The sequence below is a fragment of the Candidatus Aquicultor secundus genome, assembly GCF_002791875.1.
GTDB lineage: Bacteria > Actinomycetota > Aquicultoria > Aquicultorales > Aquicultoraceae > Aquicultor_A > Aquicultor_A secundus.
In genome coordinates, this window is sequence record NZ_PFNG01000262.1 from 1 (window position 1) to 3,495 (window position 3,495).

A 3,495-nucleotide genomic window follows, 5' to 3' on the forward strand; every position below is an offset into this window, starting at 1 on the left:
TTGTGAACGTCAGCGACATCATGACAAAAAATCCTGAATCTGCTCAAGTTACCGATTCCATTATGAATATCGCTTCTATGATGAGGGATATCGATGTGGGCTTCATGCCGATTCTGGATGGCAATATCTTAATCGGTGTCGTGACCGACCGCGACATCGTTATTCGTGCGGTTGCCGATGGCATGGATATTGAGAACACAAGTGTTGGCGAAATTATGAGTTCCGACCTACATGTCGTATCACCCGATACCGACCTGGACGAGGCCGCGCATATCATGGAGGAGTTTAAAATAAGGAGATTGCCGGTTGTCGATCAGGATGGACTGCTGGTAGGAATACTATCGCTTGGCGATATAGCAGTGCGCAGCCAGAATATCGAGGAGGCCGGTGAGGTCTTGGAGCAGGTTTCGGAGCCCAGCCGTCCGGAAATGGCCGCTTAGCGTGTAATCAGCGTGTGGTAATGGACAACTAAAGCCAAGTAGCTGGTTGTATTAGCTAATGGCTACTTGGCTTTTCTTTTGTTTATGGGTCGCCGTGTTATTACCGCTAACTCGATTGTTCTGTTTCGTCTTCTTTATGCGCCGCCGATGATGCAGTGTAAGCCCAAATGCCGAAGCCGAGAATTAAGACCAAAATAACCAGCGTTGCTATTTGCTCGATAGTCAAGGTGTACCTCCTAAACCTAAGACCTAAGATCTAATCTGTCCGGTTCCTTCTATAACGTATTTCGTAGACGTGAGGGCTGTCAAGCCCATAGGGCCCCTCGCGTGAAGTTTTTGTGTGCTGATACCTATTTCTGCACCCAGCCCGAACTGCGAGCCATCGGTAAACCGTGTCGAGGCGTTTACGTAGACGGCCGCAGCATCCACTTCTTGCGTAAACTTGCGCGCCGACTCGAGGTCTTTGGTGATAATCGCTTCGGAGTGCCTGGTCCCATAGGTGTTTATGTGGTCGATCGCCGCCTGGGTGGAATCGACTACACGAACCGCTATCTTAAGCTCCAGATACTCGGTAAACCAATCCTTCTCGGTCGCTTCTTGCGCTGTAGGAATGTATTTCCTGGTCGTCTTGTCCCCGATGATGGTCACGCCCTGCGCCGTCAGGTCCGCACCCACCATTGGCAGAAATGTTTCTGCGATTTCCCTGTTCACAAGCAACGTTTCTGCCGCATTGCAAACGCTGGGGCGCTGGCACTTGGCGTTTATAACTATCCTCTTGGCCATCTCAAGGTCGCCGCTCGCATCCACGTAAATATGGCAGTTGCCCGCACCCGCCCAGAGAACCGGCACCGTGGCATGCGACACCACAGCATGAATTAACTCGGGCCCGCCCCTTGGAACAAGCAGGTCGATAAAATGGTCGAGCCTCATAAGCTCTTTTGCCGCTTCGCGGTCGGGATTTGCCAGCGCCTGAATGGCGTTGGCGGGAAGCCCGGCCTCGGTTGCCGCGTTTGCGATTACTTCCGTGAGCGCAAGGTTGGAGTGAAGCGCCATCGAGCCGCCCCTCAGAATAATCGAGTTTCCGCTTTTCGCACAAAGACCCGCCGCTTCGACTGTGACATTCGGCCTCGCCTCATAAATAATCGCCACAACGCCTAGGGGGACCCTGACTTGGCGTATGTCCAGGCCGTTCGGCACACGCCATCCCTTAATCGTTTCGCCCACCGGATCGGTAAGAACCGCCACATCGTAAAGCCCTTCGGCCATCTCTTTAACCCTCACCGAGGTAAGCATCAACCGGTCGAGCAGCGATGAGCCTATCCCGGCAGCGGCCGCTGCTTCCATGTCCTTTTCGTTGGCGGCCAATATGTGCTCAGCGTTGGCAACCAGAGCTTCAGCCATACTGATCAACGCATTGTTTTTCTGTTCTGTGCTCAACGTCGCCATCGCCGCCGCGGCGGTCTTGGCCCTCTTCCCGATCTCAACAACTTCAGCCCGCAAACGCTCTATCTGCGCCATCGTCGTAAATCCCCTCCCTAGCGTAAAATTACTAAACAATCCCTATGGATAATCTCTTCGTTGTTCATGCTCTCGGGATACTTTTCCATGGCCTCAGAGGTTTTCAGACCCTTTATCCGGTCCACCTCATCCGAGGAGTAATTGGTTATCCCTTTTCCAAAAATCCGCCCACGCATATCTTTTATATTTACCGCATCGCCTTCCTGGAACTCACCTTCGCTTGCAACAACGCCGGCCGGCAGGAGACTTTTGCCCGATGCGATGAGAGCGTTAACCGCACCGTCGTCAACGGTAATGCTTCCAGCGGTCGACTTGCCGAACGCGATCCAAAGTTTACGACCGCTTAATTTCTTTTTTCTTGGTATAAAGAATGTGCCGATTCGCTTGCCATCCATTATGTCTACCAAAACGTTCGGCCTTCGCCCGTTTGTGATAACCATGCCGACACATGCGAAAATGGCGATCCGGGCCGCCTGCACTTTCGTGGCCATACCGCCCGAGCCAAACTCGCTACCGACGCTACCGGCCAGATCCTCCAGCTCAGAGGTAATATCTTTGACCTCCGGGATAAGACAAGCGTCTCCGCCAAAACGCGGGTCGCATGTGTAAAGCCCTTCGATATCCGAGAGCAGTATCAAAATATCGGCATTGACAAGATTGGCGACCAGCGCCGCAAGCGTATCGTTGTCGCCGAATTTAATCTCATCGACAGCCGTTGCGTCGTTTTCGTTAATTATTGGGACTATTCCCAATTTAAGCAAAGTCTTGAGCGCGTTGCGTGAGTTAAGGTATTGCTGCCGGTGGACGATGTCGTGCTGGGTCAGCAAAACCTGGCCGACTTTTAATCCGTGTTCGCTGAAAAGCGTTGCGTATTCGTGGAGCAGTAACCCCTGGCCAACCGATGCAGCGGCTTGTAGCTCGGGTATGGCGGCCGGTCTGGCTTTGAGCCCCAGACTTTCGACTCCGGCGGCGATAGCGCCCGAAGAAACGATTACGACCTGGTAATCCTTGGCCCTAAGTTTCGCCACCTGATCGACTATGTTTTTTAGCTGCACGTGGTCGATTTCGCCCGTGCTCTTGGTAATAGTGCTCGTCCCAAGCTTAATAACTACTCGACGAGCATTACGGAAGGCATTCAGTCCTTTGCAATTAATTTGCACCTCTGTGTGTTGGATTATAAAGCTAATAAACATTTTAGCATGTTTACCTGCTAATAAGTAAGGGTCCAGAGGCCGGGGTTCGGGGAAAACCTTCTTTTTACAATAGTTTAGCTACGCCTAGACGCTGATAAGTTGCAGTCGCTGTGGTTGCACCCGAGATTCTTCGGCTATCGCCTCAGAATGACATGTACTCGCTACTCACTCTTACCCACTCCCTCTACCCACAACCCATTCACCTATCAACCCATTCACCCGCTATTAACCCATTCATCTATCAACCCATTCATCTATCAACCCATTCACCTATTAACCGGTCTTCCCGGAACCCCGGACCCTGGTCTCTGGACACTATAGAGTCTCTGGACCCTGGTTAGAAT

General features: G+C 52.0%; 3 protein-coding genes. 1 reads left to right on the forward strand and 2 read right to left on the reverse strand.

Going from position 1 to position 3,495, the window contains the following annotated elements:
- A partial coding sequence (locus tag COY37_RS11170; RefSeq protein WP_286977602.1) for a CBS domain-containing protein occupies positions 1 to 440 on the forward strand: 440 nt, incomplete at its 5' end.
- Positions 441 to 689: 249 nt separating this feature from the next.
- Here the strand turns inward: COY37_RS11170 and COY37_RS11175 are convergent.
- Positions 690 to 1,958 (reverse strand): glutamate-5-semialdehyde dehydrogenase, encoded by a 1,269-nt coding sequence (locus tag COY37_RS11175; protein ID WP_286977603.1) that lies wholly within the window; start codon positions 1,956 to 1,958, stop codon positions 690 to 692.
- Positions 1,959 to 1,975: 17 nt separating this feature from the next.
- A complete protein-coding gene (gene proB, locus COY37_RS11180) occupies positions 1,976 to 3,151 on the reverse strand; it encodes a glutamate 5-kinase (protein WP_286977606.1) in 1,176 nt (391 codons plus the stop codon).
- Between the last annotated feature and the right edge of the window lie 344 nt (positions 3,152 to 3,495).

Bases quoted from the DNA above. Each gene is read 5' to 3' on its own strand.
- COY37_RS11175 (WP_286977603.1), bottom strand. From the start codon at position 1,958: ATGGCGCAGATAGAGCGTTTGCGGGCTGAAGTTGTTGAGATCGGGAAG.
- proB (WP_286977606.1), bottom strand. From the start codon at position 3,151: ATGTTTATTAGCTTTATAATCCAACACACAGAGGTGCAAATTAATTGC.